The organism is Curtobacterium sp. MCBA15_009 (assembly GCF_001864895.1).
Taxonomy (GTDB): domain Bacteria; phylum Actinomycetota; class Actinomycetes; order Actinomycetales; family Microbacteriaceae; genus Curtobacterium.
Genome location: NZ_MJGO01000038.1, coordinates 278,691 through 295,369, shown reverse-complemented (window position 1 = coordinate 295,369; position 16,679 = coordinate 278,691). Strand labels below are relative to the sequence as shown.

14 protein-coding genes and 2 tRNA genes are annotated in these 16,679 nt (G+C 73.3%); 6 read left to right on the top strand and 10 right to left on the bottom strand.

The window, feature by feature from the left end:
* Window positions 1-20 precede the first annotated feature (20 nt).
* Window positions 21-215, top strand: a complete 195-nt coding sequence (locus BIU97_RS13135; protein WP_139196031.1) for a hypothetical protein — start codon at window positions 21-23, stop codon at window positions 213-215.
* On the opposite strand, the gene BIU97_RS13130 is transcribed toward BIU97_RS13135, so the two are convergent.
* The 5 genes from BIU97_RS13130 to BIU97_RS13110 form a co-directional block, all read right to left on the bottom strand.
* Window positions 202-777 carry a hypothetical protein gene (locus BIU97_RS13130; protein WP_071260676.1) on the bottom strand — a complete coding sequence of 192 codons (576 nt, stop codon included), beginning with the start codon at window positions 775-777 and terminating at the stop codon, window positions 202-204. The two genes, BIU97_RS13135 and BIU97_RS13130, sit on opposite strands and share 14 nt — an antisense overlap.
* Before the next feature lie 201 nt (window positions 778-978).
* A complete protein-coding gene (locus BIU97_RS13125; protein WP_071297902.1) occupies window positions 979-1,446 on the bottom strand; it encodes a GNAT family N-acetyltransferase in 468 nt (155 codons plus the stop codon).
* Window positions 1,447-1,519: 73 nt separating this feature from the next.
* Window positions 1,520-1,592, bottom strand: a tRNA-Arg gene (locus tag BIU97_RS13120).
* Window positions 1,593-1,690: 98 nt separating this feature from the next.
* The gene (locus BIU97_RS13115) at window positions 1,691-2,476 is read right to left on the bottom strand and encodes a dienelactone hydrolase family protein (RefSeq protein WP_071261957.1); all 786 of its coding nucleotides are present in this window, start codon (window positions 2,474-2,476) and stop codon (window positions 1,691-1,693) included.
* A 54-nt stretch (window positions 2,477-2,530) separates the two neighbouring features.
* Window positions 2,531-3,952 (bottom strand): glucose-6-phosphate dehydrogenase, encoded by a 1,422-nt coding sequence (locus tag BIU97_RS13110; RefSeq protein ID WP_071260663.1) that lies wholly within the window; start codon window positions 3,950-3,952, stop codon window positions 2,531-2,533.
* Between the two features lie 77 nt (window positions 3,953-4,029).
* On the opposite strand from BIU97_RS13110, the gene BIU97_RS13105 reads away from it, so the two are divergent.
* The 4 genes from BIU97_RS13105 to BIU97_RS13090 all read left to right on the top strand — a co-directional run bounded on the left by BIU97_RS13105 (window position 4,030) and on the right by BIU97_RS13090 (window position 9,524).
* Window positions 4,030-5,184 (top strand): Gfo/Idh/MocA family protein, encoded by a 1,155-nt coding sequence (locus BIU97_RS13105; RefSeq protein WP_071297901.1) that lies wholly within the window; start codon window positions 4,030-4,032, stop codon window positions 5,182-5,184.
* A gap of 97 nt (window positions 5,185-5,281) precedes the next feature.
* Window positions 5,282-7,651, top strand: a complete 2,370-nt coding sequence (locus BIU97_RS13100; protein ID WP_139196030.1) for a bifunctional metallophosphatase/5'-nucleotidase — start codon at window positions 5,282-5,284, stop codon at window positions 7,649-7,651.
* A gap of 288 nt (window positions 7,652-7,939) precedes the next feature.
* The gene (locus tag BIU97_RS13095; protein WP_071297940.1) at window positions 7,940-8,713 is read left to right on the top strand and encodes a trimeric intracellular cation channel family protein; all 774 of its coding nucleotides are present in this window, start codon (window positions 7,940-7,942) and stop codon (window positions 8,711-8,713) included.
* A gap of 205 nt (window positions 8,714-8,918) precedes the next feature.
* The gene (locus BIU97_RS13090) at window positions 8,919-9,524 is read left to right on the top strand and encodes a TetR/AcrR family transcriptional regulator (protein ID WP_071260656.1); all 606 of its coding nucleotides are present in this window, start codon (window positions 8,919-8,921) and stop codon (window positions 9,522-9,524) included.
* Between the two features lie 84 nt (window positions 9,525-9,608).
* On the opposite strand, the gene BIU97_RS13085 is transcribed toward BIU97_RS13090, so the two are convergent.
* From BIU97_RS13085 to BIU97_RS13070, 4 genes are all read right to left on the bottom strand, one after another.
* Window positions 9,609-11,960: a transglutaminase family protein gene (locus BIU97_RS13085; RefSeq protein ID WP_071297899.1), complete on the bottom strand. Its 2,352-nt coding sequence runs from the start codon at window positions 11,958-11,960 to the stop codon at window positions 9,609-9,611.
* Window positions 11,957-13,288, bottom strand: coding sequence for a DUF58 domain-containing protein (locus BIU97_RS13080; protein ID WP_071260651.1), 1,332 nt, complete (start codon window positions 13,286-13,288; stop codon window positions 11,957-11,959). Before BIU97_RS13080 ends, BIU97_RS13085 begins: the two co-directional genes overlap by 4 nt.
* Window positions 13,288-14,280 (bottom strand): AAA family ATPase, encoded by a 993-nt coding sequence (locus BIU97_RS13075; protein ID WP_071297898.1) that lies wholly within the window; start codon window positions 14,278-14,280, stop codon window positions 13,288-13,290. Before BIU97_RS13075 ends, BIU97_RS13080 begins: the two co-directional genes overlap by 1 nt.
* A gap of 328 nt (window positions 14,281-14,608) precedes the next feature.
* Window positions 14,609-15,058, bottom strand: a complete 450-nt coding sequence (locus BIU97_RS13070; RefSeq protein WP_071260646.1) for a MarR family winged helix-turn-helix transcriptional regulator — start codon at window positions 15,056-15,058, stop codon at window positions 14,609-14,611.
* A gap of 133 nt (window positions 15,059-15,191) precedes the next feature.
* Here BIU97_RS13070 and BIU97_RS13065 point away from each other — a divergent pair, with 133 nt between their 5' ends.
* Window positions 15,192-16,379, top strand: a complete 1,188-nt coding sequence (locus tag BIU97_RS13065) for an MFS transporter (RefSeq protein ID WP_071260644.1) — start codon at window positions 15,192-15,194, stop codon at window positions 16,377-16,379.
* Window positions 16,380-16,546: 167 nt separating this feature from the next.
* Here the strand turns inward: BIU97_RS13065 and BIU97_RS13060 are convergent.
* A tRNA-Ser gene (locus BIU97_RS13060) sits at window positions 16,547-16,636 on the bottom strand.
* Window positions 16,637-16,679 lie beyond the last annotated feature (43 nt).

Sequence of the window (16,679 nt, the reverse complement as noted above, 5' to 3'; positions counted from 1 at the left end):
CGGTGCGCTACGGTTCCGACGTGGACCAGCAGCAGCGCAGCCCCGATTCCGTCGTCGTCGCCTACCTGGTCGGCATCCCGCTCGCCGTGGCCGGGTTCGCCCTGGTGTTCTCCTCCGACCTGAACGGTCTCGGGGCGGTCGGAGCCGTGGCTGCCGTGTGCGGCGTGCTCCTGGTGTGCACCGGGATGATCGTCAGCGCGATCAGTCGTCGCTGAGGTCCGTCGGCAGGTCGGCACCGAGCTCCTCGGTCCACACGTTGGTGGCGATCTCGTGCATCTCCTCGGCGCCCGCCGCCACGAACCCGTCGGAGACGAGTGCCGTCCGGTGCCCGGAGTCGTCGAGCATGCTCGTCACGACGGACGCATCCTGGACCTCGTCGCCCGACGTCACCGACCAGTTCTCGGCGCTGCCCGCACCGCGGTGCCAGGAGATCAGTGCTGCTCCGCCGCCGTCCGTGGCGGCGATCCAGTACTTCGTCCCGTGCACCGTGGCGACGAGGCGCTGACTGTTCAGGACCATGTCCTCAGGACCCAGGTCGTCGTCGGGCAGGGCGTCGCTCGCGGCGAACGGACGCGACAGCACCGCGAAGTGCTCGGCCGCGACGGACGCGGGGTCGGCGGTCACCTCGACGCTGGTGGCCTTGCGGTGTGCCGCCGGCGACGCGTCGGGCGACGATCCGCCGGACGTGCAGCCGGCCAGGACGATCGTGGCAGCCAGCGCGAGCCCGACCGCGAACGTGGCGGTGACGGTGCGGGTGGGTCGGGTCGTTCGGTTCATGGTTCCCCCTCTTGCGCTGAAGCTAGCAGTTCGCGGCCCGCCGAGGGAAGCACGGCGCATCCCCGGATTCGGGGGGGGGTGGGGCGGCCACGCGGCGCCGATGCCGTTCGCACAACCCAAGTGCGTACGCGCCGCGCAGTCGTCCGGTTCGGTTGCACTTCGGTTGTGCGCAGCCCCCGGGCCGCCGCCGCAGCAGCCGCGCTAGCGGTCGCGCCCGGGCACCAGGTCGTACGTCACCCACGGGGTGGCGGCCGCGACCCGGTCGTACACGCGTCGCGCCGTCGCGTTGTCCGCCGAGGTGATCCACCGGACGACGCTGGCTCCCTCGCGCGCGGCGAGGGCACCGGCCTCGTGCAGGAGCGCCGTCGCGACACCGCGGCCACGAGCCGCCGGGTCGGTGAACAGGTCGTCGAGGTACAGGCCGGTGGTCGCCGAGGACGGCCGGGCGAACCGACGGACGTTCGCGAGACCGAGCAGGTCCGAGGAACCGGCGGTGTCGTCCACGGCGACCAGTCCGGTGATGCCGTGCTCCCCCGTCGACACCCAGTGCCAGGTCGTGTCGACCGCCTCGGGGTCGTCGGGCAGGGCGTAGAACGCGCGGTAGCCGGCGTAGAGCGCGGACCAGCGCTCGCGGTCGGCGGCGAGGACGGGGCGGACGGAGACGCTCATCCGACCACCCTACGAGGGGCCGGGAACGCGAACGGCCCCGGCGGAGTCCGCCGGGGCCGTTCGTGGTGGGAAGTGCGCTCGAAGGGACTCGAACCCCCAACCTTCTGATCCGTAGTCAGATGCTCTATCCATTGAGCTACGAGCGCGTGGCCTTGCGGCCGTGGAAGACTCTACAACAGCTCCGGCCAGGGCGCCAATCGAGGCCGCCTGACCGCCTCCCTCGGCGTGTCGCAGGGCCCCGGGCTCAGAGCGCCGCGGCCTCCTCGTCGAAGACCTCGGCCAGGAACACACGCAGCGCCTGCCACGAGCGACGGTCCGCCCGCTCCTGGTACTGCGCGCCGTGGTCGGGTGCATCGGTCCCCGGCACCGCGAACGCGTGCATCGCGCCGGAGTACGTCACGACCTGCCAGTCGACCTCGGGCGCGGTGCGCATCTCGTCCTGCCAGGCGTGCACGGCCTCGTCCGGCACGATCGGGTCCGCTCCGCCGGTCAGCACGAGCAGCTTCGCGCGGACGGCCGACACGTCGGCGGGGTCGTGGGCGATGAGGCCGCCGTGGAAGGAGACCGCACCGACCAGGTCGGCCCCGGTCCGGGCGAGCTCGAGCGCCGTGGAACCGCCGAAGCAGTAGCCCATCACGACGATGCGCGACGGGTCGACGTCGGGGTCCTGACGCAGCCGTTCGAGGCCGGCGGTCGCACGGGCGCGGAGCAGCGGCAGGTCCTGGTAGAACGACCCGGCGACCTGGCCGGCGGTGTCGTCGCCCGGTCGCACGCCGGCGCCGTAGATGTCCGCACCGAAGGCGACGTAGCCGAGGCGCGCGAGCATGGTGACCCGCGCCTCGACGTGCTCGTTGACGCCGTGCCAGTCGTGCACGACGAGGACGGCCGGGCGGGGCCCGGCGACGGCAGCGTCCTTCGCCAGGACACCGAGCAGGTCGGTGCCCTCGTGGTCGTAGTGGACGGGCTCGACACGGATGTCGGCGCCGGCGGGTTCGGGAACGGTCTGCAGGACGTCGTCGATGGTGGTCACGACACCGACGCTACGCCGACCCCGCCCGACGCCGCCCGCTGCCGATCGGTGTCCTCAGCCGTCGATGTTGTCCCAGGCCTCCGGCCCCGCCGACCCCGCCGCGTAGTCGTCGAGCGGGGTCTCCCCCGAGCGCCACGCCTGCAGGTACGGCTCGACGACCTTCCAGCCCTGCACGGCGCTGTCGCCGCGGACGGACAGCGTCGCGTCGCCCTCGAGCACCCCGGCGAGCACCTCGCCGTAGGCGCTCAGCCGGCCCGGGTTGAAGGTCGTGTCGAGCGAGGTGTGGTCGATCGTGTACGGGTCGCCGGGGCCGTTCACGTTGAGCTCGAGCTGCATCTCGTCCGGCGCGATCCAGATCCGCAGGCGGTCCGGGTGGGCGACCCCGGTGAGGCCGACCGGCACGTGCGGGGACTCCTTGAAGGTGATGAGGATCTCGCGCCGCTGCTCCGCGAGCGCCTTGCCGGAGCGGAGCGTGAACGGCACGCCCGCCCACCGCCAGTTCGCGATCTCCAGCGTCAGCTGGGCGAGGGTCTCGGTGCCGAGTGACGGGTCGACGCCGTCCTCGTCGACGTACGACGGCAGCTCGCGGTCGCCGACGGTGCCCGCCGTGTACCGGGCGCGCTTGCCGGACGCGACGACGTCGCCGCCCCAGGGCCGGACGGCGCGGAGGACGAGCTCCTTCTGCGTGCGCAGGTCGTCGGCGTCGATCGAGGCCGGTGCCTCCATCGCGACGACGGCCATCACCTGCAGCAGGTGGCTCTGGATCATGTCGGTGAGGGCGCCGGCCTTGTCGTAGTAGCGGGCGCGACCCTCGAGGCCGAGGGTCTCGTCGTAGACGATGTCGACGCGCTCGACGTGCTGCGACGACAGCAGCGGTTCGATGATGCGGTTCGCGAACCGGAGCCCGATGAGGTTGAGCACGGTGGACCGGCCGAGGAAGTGGTCGACGCGGTGGATCCGCTCCTCCGGCACGAACGAGTGCAGCAGGTCGTTGAGGTGCTCGGCACTCGCCGCGTCGGTGCCGAACGGCTTCTCGAGCGCCAGCCGGGTGTGCGGGGGCAGGTCGAGGTGCGCGAGCTGCGCGCAGCTCTTCTCGGTGACGGCAGGGGGCAGCGCGAAGTAGATCGCCGGGTCGTGGTCGCACGCGTCGAGGAGCGCCCGGAGGTCGTCCTGGTCGGTCACGTCCGCCTTGCGGTAGGTCGAGGCGTCCACGACCGCCTGCAGCCGCTCCGACAGCGGCGCCTCGGCGTGCGCACCCTCGTCCTCCTCGTTCTTCGAGCCCTGCGCGTCGGCGAAGGCGTCGTGCACGAGCTGCTTCCAGTCGTCGTGCGACAGGTCCTCCACCCCGGCGCCGACGAGCTGGACCTCCCAGTCCTCCTTGACGTCCAGCAGGGTGGCGAGGCCCGGCAGGAGCAGGCGCTTGGACAGGTCGCCGCTCGCTCCGAGGATGAGCAGGCTGGTCTGGAGGCTCGACATGCCTCCGACCGTACCCACCGCGCCCGGTGGATGGCCGGGCCGCTACGGTGGTGGGCAGTCCGGCGCGAGGGAGCACCATGAGCAGTGGGTACGGGGAGCGACGCCTGCGCGTCGCCGTGGTCGGCACCGGCATGATCGCGGGGGTCCACGCCCGCGCGGCCCGGGCCGCCGGCGCCGAGGTGCTCGGCGTGCTCGGCCGGAACGCCGCCAGGTCCGCGCAGGTCGCGGCGCAGCTCGACCTGCCGCGCGGCTACGCCTCGCTCGACGAGGTCGTCGCCGACGCGCCCGACGTCGTGCACGTGTGCACCCCGAACGACCAGCACCACCCGCAGGCACTCGCCGTGATCGCCGCCGGCATCCACGTGGTGTGCGAGAAGCCCCTGGCGACCGACCCGGCTCGGGCCGCCGAGCTGGTCGCGGCGGCGGCCGACGCCGGCGTGGTCGCGACGGTGCCGTTCGTGTACCGCTACCACCCGATGGTCCGCGAGGTCCGGGCGCGCATCGCCGACGGGGAGCTCGGTCGGTTCCTCGCCGTGCACGGGCACTACCTGCAGGACTGGATGCTCGACGAGGACGCCTCGAGCTGGCGCGTCGACCCGACCGCGAGCGGGTCCTCGCGTGCGTTCGCGGACATCGGTTCGCACTGGTGCGACCTCGTGGAGTTCGTCACCGGCGAGCGGTTCACCTCGGTGTCGGCCGTGACCGACGTCGTGTACCCGACCCGACCGGCCGCCTCAGGACCCTCGTTCTCCGGGTCGCCGGACCCGGACCCGGTGGCGGACGCGACGGAGCGGGCCGAGGTCACCACCGAGGACACCGCGGTCGCGACGTTCCGGACCGCCGCCGGACGCATCGGCAACGTGGTCGTGTCGCAGGTGGCCGCCGGGCGGAAGAACCGGCTGTGGTTCGAGGTCGACGGCACCCGCGGTTCGGCGGCGTTCGACCAGGAGCAGCCGGAGTCGGCGTGGTTCGGCAACGAGCGCGGTGCGCAGATCGTGGTGCGCGACCCGACGCAGGGGTACCCGGACCAGCGGCGGGTCGCCGTCGTGCCGGCCGGGCACCCGCAGGGGTACCTCGACGCCTTCGCGGCCTTCGTCGCGGACACGTACGCCGCGGTCCGCGGGGAGTCCCCCGACGGCCTGCCGACCTTCGCGGACGGGGCACGTGCCGCGGACGTCGTCGCCGCCGTGGTCGGGTCGTCCGCCACCGGCTCGTGGCGCGAGGTCCCCTGACCAGCAGAACGACGAGTGTTGCCAATGTGAACGTCTTGTGACGAAGCACGTCCGGCCCTGGCGCGTCGCCTGTGCGTCCTCCTAGGTTCTCGTGTCGATGAACCTCCACTCCTCCCCGCGCCGCCGACGGCGCACCGCCAGCGGCGCGGCCTTCGCGACCGCCGGCGTGCTCGTCGCGCTGTCCATCCCGTCCGCCGCCCTCGCCGCCGAGGGTGACACGACGATCGACATCATCGACGTCAACGACTTCCACGGTCGCATCGAGTCCGAGGGCACCGCCGCCGACAAGGCAGCAGGCGCCGCGAAGCTCGCCGCCGTCGTGCAGTCGTGGCGCGAGACCAACCCGAACACGATCTTCGCGAGCGTCGGCGACAACGTCGGCGCCTCGACGTTCACGTCCCTCATCCAGCGGGACGAGCCGACCATCGACGCGCTCAACGCGATGGACCTCGACGTCAGCGCGATCGGCAACCACGAGCTCGACAAGGGCCAGGACGACCTGACCGGCCGCATCGAGGACCGCGCCGAATGGCCGTACATCTCGGCGAACATCGTGCGCGAGGGCACCACGACGCCCGCCTTCCAGCCCTTCGAGGTGGTCGAGAAGGGCGGCGTCAAGGTCGGCTTCATCGGCGCGACGACCGAGGACCTCATCCCCGGGCTCGTCAGCCCGGGCGGGGTCGAGGGGCTCGCGATGGCCCCCGTCGTCAGCCAGGTGAACCGGTACGCCGAGCAGCTGACGGACGGTGTGGACGGGAACGGCGAGGCCGACGTCCTCGTGCTCCTCGTGCACGAGGGCGCCGCGACCGGCGCCCGCGCCGACGCCACCGCCGGTGTCTTCGGCAGGATCACCTCGGGCGTCTCCGAGCGGGTCTCGGCGATCGTCTCGGCCCACACGCACGCCACGTACTCGCACTCGGTCCCCGGCCCCACCGGCGTCGACCGGCCCGTCATCCAGACCGGTTCGTACGGCGTGAACTACGGCCACCTGCAGCTCACCGTCGGTGCGGACAAGCAGCTGACCGGCATCACCGCGGACGTGCGGTCCGTGAACGGTGACACCCGTGTCCCCGCGGACCGGACCTCGGTCGACGAGGTGACCGGCATCGTCACCGCCGCCAAGGCCTTCGCCGACGTCGAGGGCGCGAAGCCGCTCGGCACGATCACGGGCGACATCCGCCGCGCCGTGCAGTCGGACCGCACCACCGAGAACCGTGGCGGCGAGTCGACGCTCGGCAACAACATCGCCGAGGTCCAGCGCACCGCGACCGCCCGGAACGGCTCGCAGGTCGCCTTCATGAACCCGGGTGGTCTCCGCACCGACCTGCTCTACGCCTCGACCGGCCCCTCCGACCCGGACGGCACCGTCACCTACAAGGAGGCCGCGCTCGTCCAGCCGTTCGCGAACACCCTCGTGACCGAGGACATGACCGGACAGCAGATCAAGGACGCCCTCGAGCAGCAGTGGCAGCCGGACGGCCTGCCGCGGCCGTTCCTGAAGCTCGGGATCTCGCAGGGCTTCGCCTACACGTACGACCCCGCCCGCGGGCGCGGCGAGCGCATCACGGGCATGTCCCTCGACGGCGAGCCGATCGCCCTCGACGACACCCTCAAGGTGACGGTGAACTCGTTCCTGTCGACCGGTGGCGACAACTTCGGGGCCTTCGCGAAGGGCGCGAACATCGCCGACTCCGGTCAGGTCGACCTGCAGGCGCAGGTGGACTACTTCGAGCAGCAGGACGTCGTCGCTCCCCCCACGGACCAGAACGCCGTCGGTGCCACGATCTCCCCGGCCCCGGCCGGTGGGTTCCAGCCCGGTGACGACGTCGAGATCGCGCTGTCGTCCCTCGTGTTCAGCAGCGACGACCCCACCGCCGCCGGTTCGGTCACGGTCGCCGCGGGCGACGGTCCGGTGCTCGCCTCGGCCGCGATCGACGCGACGATCACCGACAACTCCGACGAACAGGGCCACGCGACCCTCACGTTCGAGGTGCCGACCGTCGAGACCCCGGCGGCGACCCGGGCGGACGCGACCTCGGCGCGGGCCGTCGAGACGGTCGACGCGCCGCTCGTGGTGACCCTGCCGCAGGGCCAGCGGGTGACGCTCGCGGCGACGATCCCGGTCGCCGCACCGGTCGAGCCGGCCGACCCGACGGACCCGACCGACCCGGGCACCCCGGGCGGCGGCGAGACCCCCGGCGACGGCGTCCCCGGTGACGGCGAGACCCCGGACGACGGCGGCCAGGCGCTGCCCGGCGGCGGGAACGGCACCGACGACGGTGCCGGCACCGGCACCGACGGCGACCCGTCGGACGCCGACCCGGTCGGCGGCGACCTCGCGTACACGGGTGCGGAACTCGCCGTCCCGGCCGTGGCTGCCGGACTGCTCCTGCTCGCCGGCGTCGCCGCGCTGGTGGCCGTCCGCCGGAAGCGCGCACGGCGTGACGCGACGGTCCTGACGGACTGACACCGCGCCTCCTGGCCGGACGGGCCGTCCCACCACGGTGGGGCGGCCCGTCCCGTCGTACCGGCCACTGTCCGGTCGTCGCCATCCGGTGGGTGTCCTCCGATCGGCGGGGTACTCTCAGGGCTGTCGCATCGCGACGCGTCGCGCCGGGTCGCCTCTCATGTCGGCGGTGGTTCCGTTCGACGAGACCCCGCGGCGCGGGTGTCCTCCGTCTCCAGGGAAACGACGGAGGACACCCACTCTCGGCACCGGCCCGCCGGTCGGGCGAACTGCGGTTTGATGGTCCTCATGAACCTGCTGTCCGTCGAGGGCCTGGCGTCGGTCACGAACGTGCTCGACCTGGCCGGCGTCTTCGCGTCCGCGCTGCTCGGCGGGTCGATCGCCCGGGCGATGGACTTCGACCTGTTCGGGTTCCTCGTCGTCGGGTTCGTCTCCGGACTCGGCGGCGGCATGCTGCGCGACACCCTGCTGCAGAACGGGCCGCCCGTCGCGCTCGTCGACCCGCTGTACGTGCCGGTCGCCGTCGCCGGGGCCCTCATCGCCTTCCTCGTGTCGTTCTCCGAGCTCACCTGGGACCGGCTGTTCACCGTGCTCGACGCCGCCGTCATCGGGTTCTGGGCCGTCGTGGGTGTGCAGCGCACGTACGACGCCGGACTCGACTGGCCCGCCGCGATCATCATGGGGACCATCACCGCGGTCGGCGGCGGCGCGATGCGCGACCTGCTGCTCCGCCGCGTGCCCGCGGTGTTCGGCGGGAACGCCCTGTACGCCACGGTGGCCGTCGCCGCCTCGGCCGTGATGGTGATCGCGTCGGCGCTGGGCTCGCCCACCATCGGCATCGTCGCCGCGATCACGCTCTCCCTGGGGCTGCGGTGGAGCGCGGTGCGCCGTGGGTGGGGGCTGCCGAACGGCCGCGAGTGGCAGCCCAAGTCGACGCTCGGGTCCCTGCTGCGCCGCGGGCGGAGCCTGCGCCCCGACGCCCTGCGGCTGCTCCGCCGACCGGGTCGCCGCAGCGGCGCAGGCAGCGTCCGCAGCGAGCACGACCACGCCGCCGACGACTGAGGGCTGCGCCGCGCAGGGCATCGGGCGTACGATCGATCCCGCCGGGTATCGTCCCGGCTCAGCGTCCGCCTGCACCGACGTGACCCGAATGCGCCGGTTCCAGCAGACGCGAGAGGGCTTCGCTGGTGCCGCGCGAGATCAGGCGCGCGGCTCGGCAGGTCCCACCCGCCGCTCCCCCGAACCACTCCGGTCGAATCAGGATCACATGACCGACGTCGTCGCCGACCAGCCCACCCCACGCACCCCGCGTGCCGAGGTCCGAGCCCGCCTGCTCACCGCCGCGGCCGAGGTCTTCGCCGAACAGGGCGTCCACGGCGCCCGCCTCGACGACGTCGCCGCCCGCGCCGGTTTCAGCAAGGGCGCGGTGTACTCGAACTTCTCCTCGAAGGAGGACCTGCTCGCCGAGGTCATGCAGCGCCAGACCAACCTGGTGCTCGGCGCACTGCAGGAACTCGTCCACGACGACATCTCGGCGCGGGACCTCGGCGACGTCGTCCGGCAGGCCTTCCGTCGGCACGACCAGAGCGCGCAGTTCGCCCTGCTCTCCGCGTTCCGCGGGTACGCGATCCGGCACCCCGACTTCATGCCCGAGTTCGTCCGGCAGCGTCGGTCGCTGCACGAGGGGGTCGTCGAACTCGTCGAGATGTGGTTCGGTGCCCACCCCGAGGTCGACACCGGCATGTCCGCCGACGACTTCGCCACCGTGCTGGTCGCCGCCAACGTCGGCATCGTGTTCGACACCCCGGCCTCGCCGGACGTCGAGCCCGGCGAGATCATCGCCCGGCTCGTCGAGGCGGTCATGCGCCGGTAGCGGCGGACCGGTTCGCCGGCCGCAGGTGGGGCAGGCCGACGGTGGGCCCGCGCCGGGAGACGTCCCCGCTCCGACGGACCCGCGTCAGGCGGTGCGTCGGCGGGACCCGCGGCCCTCGTGCGACCAGGCCGACGACGGCACCAGGCTGGGCGGCAGCAGCCGCGACCGCACCCGCCGCGCGACGGGGACCGAGGCGTCGAGCTCCGTCCGGGCCCGCCGGACGTGTGCGACGAGCGCTCCGGCGTCCACCGCTGCGGCTCCACCGGCGGCGAACCGCTCCTGGTCGACCGCGTCCACCACGGCCTCGAGGTGCGGCAGCACCGCCGCGGGCACGACCGACCGGAGTCGGCCGAGCACCGCACGGGCGGTGCGGGCCACCGCCGCGGCGTCACCCGCCGGAGCGAGCGTCGGCGCGTACCCGTGGTCGGCGACGTCGTCCAGGACCTCGCGCCAGGCGGAGACCGCCGGCGAGCGTCCGGCCGCGACGGCCGCCAGGCGGGAACGCCGACGCAAGGCGCGCACGACCCCCGGTGCGAGCAGCAGTGCGAGGACCAGCACGAGGCCGACGAGCAACCCGGAGGGCCCCTGCCCGCCGCTGCCGGCGGCGCCGGCGGCACCGGGAGCCGCCGAGGCCGTCGGCGTCGGGGTGGCGCTCGCGTCGGCCGGGTCGGTCTGGCCCGGCGTCGGCAGGGGCGTCTCCGACGGCACCGCGCTCGGCGTCGCGGTCGGCTCGGTCGATGGCGCGGCCGCCTCGTCCGAGTCGGGGGTCGGCTCGAACGCCACCCACCCGGCACCCTGGATGTAGAGCTCGGGCCACGAGTGCAGCTGCCGGTTCGAGACCGCGTACTCGCCGTCGGGCTGCGGCGCTCCGGCCCGGTAGCCGACCGCGATCCGCGACGGGATCCCGAGCGAGCGCGCCATCACCGCCATGGCCGACGAGAAGTGCACGCAGTAGCCCTCGCGGACCTGCAGGAACGTCGACACGACGTCCATGCTGTCGCCGTCGTAGCCCTGCTCGACCGGAGCCGTCTCGGAGTAGGTGAACAGGTCGCTGCGGAACCACTGCTCGAGGGCGCGGGCCTGCTGGTACTCGCCGGACACACCACCCGCGACGCGCTCGGCGGTGTCCGAGATGTTCGCGGGCAGGTCCTCCGGCAACGCGAGGTCGGTGCGGAGCTGCTCCGCGCTCGGCGCCTGGTAGCCACGACCGTCGGTCCGGTCGAGCGCCCCGGAGTCCGCGACGGCGTCGAGGTAGTCGTTCGCGAACGTCGACGCCCCCGTGGCCTCGTAGGTGGCACCCCGCGACGTCGCCGGGCCGGTCGAGCGCACGGTGCTCGAGTTGCCCATCCAGCGCCACTGCGACAGGTCGAGGTTCGTCGACCGCGACGTCAGCGACACCGCACCCGACGGCACCGGCAGGTAGTTGCTCGAGAGCCCGGTGATGCGCACGGTCACGTCGCCGCGGGTGGCCAGTCGCGGGTTCACGCCGACGGCCCACTGCTGCTGGTCCGCGGTCTGGGCGTCGGCGGCGTTCGTCACGGTCGGCACCCAGTCCCCCGTGCCGAACTCGTCGAGGTCGGCGAGCTTGAGGTACTCGGGCTGGCCGTCGGAGGACCGGTAGCGGAAGACCTCGAGTTCGCTCGGTCGGCGCAGGTCGTCGCCGAGCTCGAGCAGCGTGCCCGGTCGTCCGGGCTGGATCGGTGACCGGACCGCTCCGGTCACCCCGGAGAGCCAGCTCGCGTTGAGCGGCACGATCGCGGGCAGGCCGATCGCGACGACGAGCCCGACGGCGCCGACCACCGCGGCGGGCAGGGCGCGCTGGACCGGACGGACCGACAGCCACAGCAACGCGAGGAAGGCGACGGCGGTGACGACGACCAGGCCGCCCCCGGCGGGTTCCCCGGTGATGACGCCCGGCACGACGAGGATCACGAGCGCCGGAGCCGCCGCCAGGGACGGGATGCGGGCGACCGCGGCCAGGAAGACCGAGACGCCCGCCACCCAGGCGATGGAGACCGTGACGATCAGCCGGATGGCGTCGGTCTGCGGCAGCGGCGCCGGGTTGAGCCGGATCGCCGCCAGCGTCTGCCCGAGCGCACCGTCGGCGTCGAGCCAGCCGAGTGGCTGCACGTCGTTCACGAGGGCGGCGACGCAGCTCACCACCAGGAGCGTGCCGACCAGCGCGACGAAGCGGACACCCGGGGCGCGGCGACGGACGGCGAGCACCACCGCGACGAGGACCGCGACGACGAGGACCCCGGAGACCCACCACGCGATCCCCTGCACGAGGGGGCGGATGGCGAGCGCCGCGACGAGCACCGGCAGCGGGGCGAGCGCGACGACCCAGGCGCTCGGGACGTCGCGGGCGTCGTCGTCGCGGTCGAGGATCTCGTGCACGTCGACGCGGTTCCGCGACCGTGCCGCGACGCCGCTCACCGCGCCGCCCCCGAGACCTGTGCGCCGGCGACCGGCACGACGAGCGTGCGCCAACCGGCACGGTCGAGGATGCCGCGCACGACCGGGTCCGGCGGGACGATCGTCGCGAGGATGCCGCGACTCGACCCGTTCGTGGCGGCGACGAGCTCGGATGCCTGCTCGACGGTGCAGGCACCGGTGACGACGGCGGTCATGCCGTGCACGTCACGCCCCCGCACCTCGGGCAGCACGTCCGTGACGTCCCGGGCGTCGGTGCGGAGCCGGACGTCGGCGAGCCCGACGAGCACGTCGGTCAGCCCGCCGGCGTCGCCCACGTGTCGGGTGCTCCCGCCCGGGCTGTCGCTCACGAGCACGACGCGCGAGGTCCGGGCGGCGAGGGCGCGGGCGACGCTCGCCGCGACGACCACGGCGTGCTCGAAGGCCTGGTCGCCGCCGAGGTCCGACAGCTCGGCGAGGTCGTCGCGGCCGAGGCGCTGGTACGACTCGCGGCGCACGTCGAGTGCGATCACCGCCTCCGGCGGCTGGGCTTGGGTGGTCTGGCGGACGTGCAGCTCGCCACGTCGCGCGCTCTGCGCCCAGTGCACCCGGCGGATCGGGTCGCCGGGGCGGTACGGGCGGAGTTCGCTGTCGTCGGCCGACCCGCCCTGTCCGACCCGGCCCTCGTCGGCGGAGACGGCACCGGCCAGGGCCCCGGTGTCGATGGCGGTGAGCGGCGTCGACGCGGGGACCACGACGACCTCTTCAGCGGCCACGACGGGGCGGTCGATGCGCAGCAGGCCGAAGGCGTCCTCGACCCGGATCGTCACCGGGCCGACGAGCGTGCGCCCGCGGTGCATGGCGAGCGCCTCGACGTCGAGCAGTGCGGGCGGCAGCCCCGGGCCGACCTCGGCGTAGGTCGCGGCGTCGGACACGCTCGCGAAGGCGTCCTCGAGCTGCTCCCGCACGAGCAACGTCGACCGTGGTCCGAAGGGCATGCTCGTGCCGCTCAGCGAGATGCGCTCTCGGTACACCTCGCCGACCTGGACGATGGCGCGCGCGGTGCTCCGGCTGCCCCGCAGCGGCGCCGCCACGACGAACGCCGTGACGATGCCGAGCACGACGAGCACGAGCAGCAGCAGCCCGGCGGACACGGCGACGCTCGTCGCGCCGACGAGACCGCCGCCGACGAGCCCGATGCCCACCGCGATGACCGTCCACCCGCGGAGCGTCGGTCGGGGGAACGGGGTGCGCCGGAGCAGCACCAGACCGCGCCGTCCGAACCGGGCCGCGGTCGAGCGCGCCGCACCGGCACGGCGCAGCAGCGGCGACGGTGCCGGACGGCCGGGCATCAGGAGCGGACGGGGGTCGCTGTGAAGGGCACGGCGGTGTCGGACACGATCCGGACGACGATCTCGCGCACGGTGTCCTCGCCCGTGCCGCCGAGGCCGCGCGCGACCGGGACGAGCCGGTGCGCGAGCACGATCGGGGCGAGGGCGGCGACGTCGTCCGGGGTCACGAAGGGCCGCCCGAGCAGCGCCGCGTGCGCACGGGACGCCTGCGCGAGGTGGAGCGTGGCACGGGGACTGGCACCGAGCACGAGGTCGGGGTGGGTGCGGGTCGCCCGGACGATCGCGACGATGTAGGCCTCGACGTCGGGTGCGACGTGCACGCCCGCCACCGACTCGATGACGGCGTGGAGCGTCGCGACGTCGACGATCGGTCGCAGGTGCGCCAGCGGGTCGCCGCCGCCGCGGCTCGCGAGCATGTGGCGTTCGGCGTCGGCGCTCGGGTAGCCCATGGTGATGCGGGCCATGAACCGGTCGCGCTGCGCCTCGGGCAGCGGGTAGGTGCCCTCCATGTCGATCGGGTTCTGCGTCGCGACGATCATGAAGGGCCGCTCGAGCGGCCGGGTCACGCCGTCGACGGTGACCTGCGACTCGGCCATCGCCTCGAGCAGGGCCGACTGGGTCTTCGGGCTGGTGCGGTTGATCTCGTCGCCGATGACGACGTTCGCGAACACCGGACCCGGTGAGAACCGGAACGAGGCCGACGACTGGTCGAAGATGTTCACCCCGGTCACGTCGGACGGCAGCATGTCGGACGTGAACTGGATGCGGTTCACCGAACCGCCGACGGAGGCGCCGAGCGCCTTCGCGAGCACGGTCTTGCCGACGCCGGGGACGTCCTCGACGAGCAGGTGCCCCTCGGCGAGCATCACCGTCAGCGCGGTGCGGATGGCGTCCACCTTGCCGTCGATCACCGTCGAGACCGATGCGACGATGGCGTCGCCGACCTCTCGGATGCGTTCGAGGGGGAAGGCGGGGGCGGTCGCTTCCGGCACGCAGGACTCCTCGTCTCGGGACAGGTGTCGTGCATGCTACATCGGCCCGGTGACAAGGAGGGGAGGATGCGTCACCCTCCGGGCCGTTCCGCGCGTGGGGAGCCGTGCCGTGCGTGGGGAGCCGTGCCGTGCCGTTCCGCGCATGGGGAGCCGTTCCGCGCGTGCCGTGCCGTTCCGCGCGTGGGGAGCCGGAAGGAACGGCCTCCTGTGCGCAAGCCGTCCTCCGACGCGCGGAACAGCACCCCGGCTGACTCAGCTGACGCGCGCCGCCAACCCCGGTCGGCCGCGCGGAGGACCCGTGCGGCGACCGCGCCGCACTTCCCGCCCCTCAGACGGTGGCGCCCTCGAGCCGGTCGACCGCGACCGCGAGCTGCTCGAGCTCGGGGACCTCGCGCGCTTCGGCGAGCGCTTCCTCGAGCGCGGCGGCGTGCACCGGCGTGGCCTCGTCGAGCAGCCGCTGGCCGGCGTGCGTCAACTCGGTGTAGAGCCCGCGGCGGTCGTCGGCGCAGAGCACGCGGGTGAGGAGGGCTCGCTCCTCGAGCCGGTTCACGAGCCGGGTGGTCGCACTCGGGCTGAGGGCGGCGGCCCGTGCGAGCTGCTGCATGCGCATGTGGAAGCCGTCCTGGCGTCGGAGCGCGTCGAGGACGGTGAACTCGACCACCGACAGGTCCACCACGCGCAGTGCCCGCTCGAGGCGGGTCTCGATGAGGCCGTGCAGGGCGGCGAGCGTGCGCCAACCGTGCGCGCGGACGGCGACCGATGAGTCGTCGACGGACATGAGGGACCTCCAGGCTCGCTTTCCAGCGAGATCCTTGCTTGCGCGGATACCCCGCGCGTGCAACTATCGATACCCCGCGTCTGCAACGACCACGGTACGCGGACCAGCTGCACCGCACAACGGAAGGACACCCATGCCCGCGGGACTCATCGCCCTCGCACTCGGCGGGTTCGGCATCGGACTGACCGAGTTCGTCATCACCGGCCTGCTGCCCGAGGTGGCGGCCGACTTCGGCGTCACCGAGACCACGGCAGGCTGGCTCGTCACCGGGTACGCCCTCGCGGTCGTCGTCGGGGCACTCGGCCTCACCGCCGCGACCACACGACTCCCCCGCAAGCCCGTCCTGGTCGGGCTGCTCGTGCTGTTCGTCGTCGGCAACACCCTGTCGGCGATCGCCCCGACCTACGGCGTGATGATGACCGGCCGCGTCGTCGCGGCCCTCTGCCACGGGGCCTTCTTCGGCATCGGCTCGGTCGTCGCGGCGAACATGGTCGAGCGGGCGAAGCGCGCCTCCGCCGTCGCCCTGATGTTCACGGGACTCACCGCGTCCAACGTGCTCGGCGTGCCGTTCGGCACCTTCCTCGGCCAGGCCGCGGGCTGGCGTGCGACGTTCTGGGCCATCGCAGCGATCGGCGTCGTCGCCCTGGTCGGCGTGCTCGTCCTCGTCCCCGCCGTCCGCACCACCGAGGTCCCGTCGCTCGCCCGCGAGCTCGGTGCCTTCCGCTCGGGGCAGGTCTGGCTGTCGCTCGGCATCACCGTGCTCGGCTACGGCGGCATGTTCGGCGCCTTCACCTACATCGCGTACACGCTGACCGCGGTGTCCGGGTTCCCGTCGTCGGCGGTGCCGTGGCTGCTCGTCGTGTTCGGCGTCGGCCTGTTCGCGGGGAACTTCGCAGGCGGCAGGCTCGCGTCCCGGTCGATCGACGGCACCCTGCTCGTCGTGCTCGTCGCCCTCACGGTGGTGCTCGCGGTGTTCGCCGCCGTGGCGGCCTCGCCCGTGCTCACCGTGATCGCCCTCGTGCTCATGGGAGCGTTCGGGTTCGCCACCGTGCCGGCCCTGCAGACCCGGGTGATGCAGTACGCCGACCATGCGCCGACCCTGGCGAGCGGGGCGAACATCGCGGCGTTCAACCTCGGCAACGCACTGGGGGCCTGGATCGGCGGCCTCACGATCGCGGCGGGACTCGGCTACACGTCGCCGATCTGGGCCGGTGCCGGGATCACGGCGGCCGCCGTGGTGCTGACCCTGGTCGCAGCAGCCGCGGCACGGCGCATCCGCCCGCGGGACGCCACGACGACGGGCAGCGTCGCGACGGTCTGACGACGCGGGCACAGCCTCGGGGCGCGACTCCTGCCGCGAGTGAGCAGAAGAAGTCGGGTACCGAGCGCGCACTCGACCGTTTCTGCTCACTCGATGCGCGAGAGCGCCGCGCCGCGCCCCGGGAACGACGAAACCCCGGTCCGATCGGACCGGGGTTTCGAGGAGCGCGGAGACGGAGGGATTTGAACCCTCGGTCCCCTCAAAGGGGACTCCACCTTAGCAGGGTGGTGCACTCGGCCGGACTATGCGACGTCTCCAAGCACTCTCACGAGCGCTGCGACCACCATACAGGAAGGACCG